This is a genomic window from bacterium (assembly GCA_040757115.1).
In the GTDB taxonomy this organism is placed as follows: domain Bacteria; phylum UBA9089; class CG2-30-40-21; order CG2-30-40-21; family SBAY01; genus JBFLXS01.
Map to the genome: position 1 here is coordinate 1 of JBFLYA010000383.1, position 2,376 is coordinate 2,376.

The following is a 2,376-nucleotide window of genomic DNA, read 5'->3' on the forward strand; positions in this document are numbered from 1 at the left end:
TTTTTTTAATAATATCTCCCTATCTCCTTAATCTCCACATCTCCTTTTGTTACACCACCTGAACGCTTACATAGATTTTAATTTTTTCTCTGCGTCTCTGTGTCTCTGCGGTGAACGGTTACCAAAAATTTATCATTGACATTTTAACTGAATTAGTGTATCCTTTATATCTTACTATGAATAATGAAAAAAGTTTTGAGGAAATAGTAGAAGAAATTGTCCAGAAAGACCATCGCTATAAAGCAGAATCTTATTCTTTTGTTATGTCTGCTTTAGGATTTACTCAAAATAAATTAAAAAGAAACGGACATGTTAGTGGACAAGAGCTTTTAAAAGGTATCCAGGATGTGGCATTAGAACTTTTTGGACCAATGGCTCGCACCGTTTTTGAACACTGGGGAATATACAAAACTGAGGATTTTGGACATATTGTTTTCAATATGGTTAATTCTGGATTAATGGGTAAGACAGATAGCGATAGTATCGATGATTTTAAGGATATATATGATTTTAAGAAGGTTTTTGATGAAGCCCCATTTCCAAAAATAAACCTGAAATCTACCACTAAAAAATTAAGTTGCAAAATATAAAATTTATATGTTATAATTAAAAAGTGAAAAGTGATTATTGTTCACTGACTACTAACTACTAACTACTTTTATAAGGAGGATATTTCGATGTTTAATACTTTACGCAAAAAAGCCAAATTTGTATTCTGGATAATTATCGTTACCTTTGTGGCGATGATATTTGTTTCCTGGGGAATGGATTACGGCGGTCAATATTTTAGACCGCAGATAGCAACGATAGATGGTAAAATAATCTCACCTGAAGAGTTTCAGATAGCCTATAGAAATTATCTGGATAATCTTAAAAAGGTGTATGGAGAGGATTTTGACGCTGAAAGCATCCCTGATTTAAGAAAGACAATTATTGAAAGTCTGGTAAGGCGACAGGTCTTGCTGAATAATGCAAAACGACTGGGGATACAAGTTAGCGTAGATGAGATACGAAATGAGGTAATGAAATCCTTTGAAGATGCTAATACCTACAATCAATATGTTCAAGGTGCTCACCCACTCTGGTGGAAAATGAAAGAAAAAGAGGCAATTCAAGATATATTGGTTAATAAGACACGAAATTTGGTTGTCAATCAGGTTAAAGTGAGTCAGGTTGAGTTAAATAACTATTATAAAAAAGAATATGAGAGTGCACATCTTAAGCAGATTTTGATTGACCCAAAACAATTTGTGCCATTTAAAGAGGTAGAAAAATATTACAATGAGAATGTTGAGGATGAATTTATGAAACCGGGTAAAATTCGGGTAAGGCATATCCTCATTGGTGTGCCTGAAGGTGCACCGCAAGACCAGGATACTGCCGCCAGAAGTAAAGCAGAAGATTTACTTAAACAATTAAATGAAGGAGCTGATTTTGCCACATTAGCCGCTCAACATTCTAATTGTGCCAGCCGAGAAAGAGGCGGTGACTTAGGTTATTTTGGCGAAGGGGATATGGTGGCAGAGTTTGAAAAAGCCGCTTACAAACTTGAAAAGAAAGGCGATTTAAGCCCTGTTGTCAAAACTAAATTTGGCTACCATATTATTAAATTAGAAGATAAATTAAAGGATGAACCAAGAGAATTGAAGGATGTTGAGGAGAAAATTCGGGGGTTTCTGGTGACTAAAAAAGAAGAGAAAAAGGCACATAAAAAGGCTAAAGAAATACTTAAACAAGTAAAACTGCCAGGGGCTAAGTTTGAGCAGATTGCTCAAACACTCTCTCACGCTAAAAGCGCCCTACAAGGCGGCGATTTAGGCATAGTCCCAAAAAGATTCCTTGACCCTGACATCGGCACAAAAACATTGGAATCCCTCAGTAAAGAGGTTGGTATAGTTGGATTTGGAATAAATCCTGATTTCTCAAAAAAGGCTTTTGAATTAGAAGAATCAAAGATTAGCGAGATAATTGAAACCTCATTAGGCTATCATATTGTTAAAATGGTAGAAAAGATAGCCCCAAAAGAAGAGGATTTTAAAAAGGATTATAATCAAATCCTGGCTAATTGCTTCTACGAAAAAAGGCAAAAGGTCGCAGATGACTGGGTTGCTTATCTTGAAAGTAAGGCAAAGATTGTTAAAAATATAGAATAAAAGGGATTTCGGGACTCGGGGCTCGGGGCTCGGGATTCGGGAATAAAAGAATTCCCTAATCCCGAGTCCCGAACCCTGATTTTCAGGGGAAACGGTCATGAGCCAAGGCTCACAAAGGGCAATGAAAATGGGAGAAGGACAACCCCCTAACCCCCTTTATTAAGGGGGAATATGTGTTCTAAACCAGAGGATACGAGTCTGTGGATACTATACTAATTCGCTA

2 protein-coding genes are annotated in these 2,376 nt (G+C 36.4%); both read left to right on the plus strand.

Annotated features, from left to right (window positions below):
- Positions 1-176 precede the first annotated feature (176 nt).
- A complete protein-coding gene (locus tag AB1422_18900; protein ID MEW6621370.1) occupies positions 177-590 on the plus strand; it encodes a Minf_1886 family protein in 414 nt (137 codons plus the stop codon).
- 87 nt (positions 591-677) lie between these two features.
- Positions 678-2,153 carry a peptidylprolyl isomerase gene (locus AB1422_18905; GenBank protein ID MEW6621371.1) on the plus strand — a complete coding sequence of 492 codons (1,476 nt, stop codon included), beginning with the start codon at positions 678-680 and terminating at the stop codon, positions 2,151-2,153.
- Positions 2,154-2,376: the final 223 nt, after the last annotated feature.

Excerpts from the sequence above, each read along its gene's own strand:
- AB1422_18905 (MEW6621371.1), top strand. The coding sequence starts at position 678 with ATGTTTAATACTTTACGCAAAAAAGCCAAATTTGTATTCTGGATAATT.
- AB1422_18900 (MEW6621370.1), top strand. The coding sequence starts at position 177 with ATGAATAATGAAAAAAGTTTTGAGGAAATAGTAGAAGAAATTGTCCAG.